Source organism: Ectothiorhodospira lacustris (assembly GCF_022227785.1).
Classification (GTDB): domain Bacteria; phylum Pseudomonadota; class Gammaproteobacteria; order Ectothiorhodospirales; family Ectothiorhodospiraceae; genus Ectothiorhodospira; species Ectothiorhodospira lacustris.
Map to the genome: position 1 here is coordinate 1 of NZ_JAJNQM010000137.1, position 3,666 is coordinate 3,666.

The window sequence follows — 3,666 nt, forward strand, 5'->3', positions numbered from 1 at the left end:
TTGACGCATTTGAAAAAATCGAGATCAAGGATCGCAATTGCATTTGGGCGGTGCCCCCGCTGACCTTGTGCCTGGATGCCACGGATCACATGCCACATGCCGCGTCGATTGAGCAGGTCGGTCAGCGGATCGTGGTCGGCATGGTAGGCGAGGCGCAACTCGGCCTCCTTGCGACGGTGGATATCGATCCTCAGTCCGCTGACTGCAACGGCGACCCCCTCTGGATTGCGTTCATAGACGCGCGCGTGGTCCTGTAGCCAGATCCAGCGCCCATCGCGATGTCGAAAGCGGTACTCAGCGGTGAAGACATTCAGGCCACCATGGATGACTTCACCCGTTTGCTCGGTGAAGCCCGCCAGGTCCTCGGGATGGACGTTCGCCCGCCACCACTCGTCGGTGATGGCGATCTCTTCGGGTTGATAGCCGATCTGGGCCAGGTAACGCGCGTCTGCGAACACCTCACCGGTGGTGAAATCGGCGATATAAGTGCCGATGCCACCGGCCTCAAGGGCAAGTTCGAGCATTCGTTGCGTCTGCAAGAGTTGGAGTTCCGCGAGCTTGCTGTCATGGATATCACGACCGGCACCGATAATGGCAGTGACTTCTCCCCGCTCGTCCAGCAGGGCGGCGTCGGACCAGCCAAACCAACGCCAGCCATCCTGGGTCATGGCCCGCTGTTCCAGGTAACAGCGGTGCGGTGGGCGGTAGAGGTTCGCCATCGCAGCTTCGGTCTGGGCCTGATCATCCGGGTGCACCAAGGGCATGAAACGTTGGCCGATCAGATCCTCCTCGCGCTTCCCGAAGGTTTTGCAATAACCCGGGCTCACGTAGAGGAAGCGGCCCCCGGTATCGACCTTGACGATCAAGTCATTCTGCTGCTCGACCAGGAGGCGGTAATGGGCCTCACAGCGGGGCGGGGGGGCAGTGGATTCTTGCGATGTCTTGCCCATGGGCGGTGGTTGGCTCGGTGGACGCTGATCCATTGTGGCTTGTCCCCACTTTCGGCGCCGGCGGGAGTATGATCAACCCGCCCTTTATCGCATGCCGGCAGCCAGTCTGTACAGTTGGCAGTCTCCAACTCTGCTCGGGCTCCGGAGGCAGTGGCGGCGATTTCCCTGTTCGCGCGCTTCACCCCGCCCGACCATGAGCACGTGCCCGCCAGAGCATGGGGCCGTAATCGCCAAGACCTGGAAACGCTTGCGACCATCTGAAGAGTCGATAGCCCGTCTCGGCCCAGAGCGGTCAGTCGATCTCCACCGCAAAAAACGATGCCGGCAGCCGGTTGTGGACAACTCACTGCAGGGCACAAAAAAAGCGACCCCGGTTTCCCATTCCTGTGTGGGTGAACGCACAGACTGACACCTGGCGGGCGCCGATAGTCGGTCGTGTCGACGATGATGAGGTTGGCACGGGGGCGAGCGTGAAGACATACCTGAGAACGGCCTGCCTGCTGGTCCTGCTGATGGGGCTGGGCGCGTGCAGTGATTCGTCAACGCAGCACCAGCGCCAGCCGCCGCCGAACATCCTTTTCATCGTCCTGGACGACGTGGGAATTGACCAGCTGAACGGCTTCAACTCATCGCCGCTGGCGGTGACGCCACAAACACCCAGCATCGATACGATCGCCGGAAACGGCGTCAGTTTTGCGAGCTTCTACACGATGCCCGAGTGTTCACCGAGCCGCGTGTCCTTCTTTACCGGTCGTTATCCCTTCCGGACCGGCGTTAACGCGGCGATTCTCCCGGATGATCTGCCAAGCGCACAGATCTCACCTTTCGAGGAGACCATCCCGAAGGTGCTTGCGACACGTGGCTACACCAGCGCCATGATCGGCAAGTACCACCTCGGCGGGCCTGAGCTGAACCCGGACGGTTACCTGGCCCCGTCGGTCATGGGCTGGGACTACTATGCAGGCAATATCTATGGCGGGCCGCCGCCACTGGATACGACCATCGGCGGTCAATACGACGCCGACACGTTTGGTGGTGATCCCGAGCGCTTTTCCTGTGGCGTGCCACTGGGACCGACCCGCGGCGTGTGTTGGCGGGAAGATCCCGGTCAGACGCCGCAAATGGATTACCAACATGGCGCCGGCTATACGGGCAAGGAATGCCTGGCGCTGGGTGGGATCCCGGCCCTGGACGCCGACGGCCAGTTTGCCACGACCCTGGAAGGTGCGGCCGCCGGTTCAGCGGCCCGGGAACTCCTCGGCATGGATCCCTACCCCGATTTCAGCATCATGAACGGTTTCTACGTTTGGCTCAGGACGCAGGTGGCACAGGGCGTCCTGCAGCAGAGCCTGTCCCGGGAGTACATGACGGTCGCCGAGACCGACGCCTCGATCGACTGGATCCGGGCGCAAACCGGGCAGGGACCGTGGATGCTCACGGTGAGCTACAGTGCCACCCATGTCCCCTTCCAGCCGCCCCCCGACAATCTCCTGCCGCACGCAGGCATCGAGGCGCCCAATTGTACCGGGGGGCTCGCCCAGCGCTTACTGGGCAACCAGATGATCGAGGCCATGGATAAGGAGATCGGGCGCTTGCTTGTGGGCGCCGGGCTCGCTGTGCAAGCCGATGACGGCAGTCTTGAATACACCCCTGAGGGCTCCAACACGGTGGTGATCCTGATTGGCGATAATGGTACCTTCATCCCGATCGTCAAGCCCCCGTACAACCCCACGCGCTCCAAGGGCACCATTTACGAAACCGGCGTGCGCGCGCCGATGATCGTGGCCGGCCCCGGTGTCGCGGAGCCGGGACGCACCGTGGATGATCTCGTCAGCGTGGTCGACTTGTTCCAGTTGTTTGGCGAGATTGCCGGGATCGACGTGCATGATGCGGTTCCGTCCCGGCGAACGCTCGATTCGCAACCGGTCCTGCCCTACCTGCGCAATGCCGACCAAGACCCCATCCGCAGCACCGTGTTCATGGAAATCGGCGGTGGTCAGAAACCGTCGGGGATGACCATCCCACCCTGCGTCTTGTCGTTTTCCGGCGCGAACATCTGCACCGATATCCTCTTTGTGTCCGAGCAGATGTGCCGGGATACGGGTGGCACGCCCTTCGGACCGGAAGGCGCCCCGCCGGCGGGGCTTGATGGTTGCTGCGCCGTCAGGGATGCGGCGCTGTATGACGACCTGACCATCGTGCCGCTCTCCGCCTGGGCGATTCGCAATGCCCGCTACAAGCTCATCAGCAATGAACGAGCCCCGTGCGACGGGCCGCCTCTGGAGTTCTACGACCTGCAGGCCACCAGCCTGACGAATCCTGCAGGCCTGGACAACCCGGAGGATGAGTTGCTGCAGCAGGGGCCTTTGAACGCCGATGCCCAGGAAAATTACACGCAGCTCTACGACACGGCGCGGGCGCTACTCGCCTCGGAGGTGGATTGCCCCGGCGACGGCAATCTCGACAAGCGGGTTGATCAGCGGGATCTGGACGGCGTCGAGGCCAATTTCGGCGGCCCGAGCGTGTTTGACTTCAACAACGATGGGGTGACCGATGAACTGGACCGCAGCATCGTCGAACATCATTTCCTCAGAGACTGCTCCGTGCCAGGGCCGTTACAGGCTGCCCGGGAGTAGTTCCATCGGTCCACGGTGGACCTGCTTGATCGTCGGGATCGCTTTGTTGGTGACCATCGGCGGCTGCAGTTCGAGTTCTT

At 62.4% G+C, this 3,666-nt stretch carries 2 protein-coding genes; one reads left to right on the forward strand and one right to left on the reverse strand.

All coding sequences use genetic code 11. The features are described 5' to 3' along the window. Nucleotides 1-866 (reverse strand): GGDEF domain-containing protein (locus LQ952_RS15495; protein WP_238623517.1); only part of this gene is annotated, 866 nt, incomplete at its 3' end. Between the two features lie 554 nt (nucleotides 867-1,420). Between LQ952_RS15495 and LQ952_RS15500 the strand changes: the two genes are divergently transcribed. Continuing rightward, entirely contained in the window at nucleotides 1,421-3,586 is a 2,166-nt protein-coding gene (locus LQ952_RS15500) for a sulfatase-like hydrolase/transferase (protein WP_238623518.1), read from the forward strand. Nucleotides 3,587-3,666: the final 80 nt, after the last annotated feature.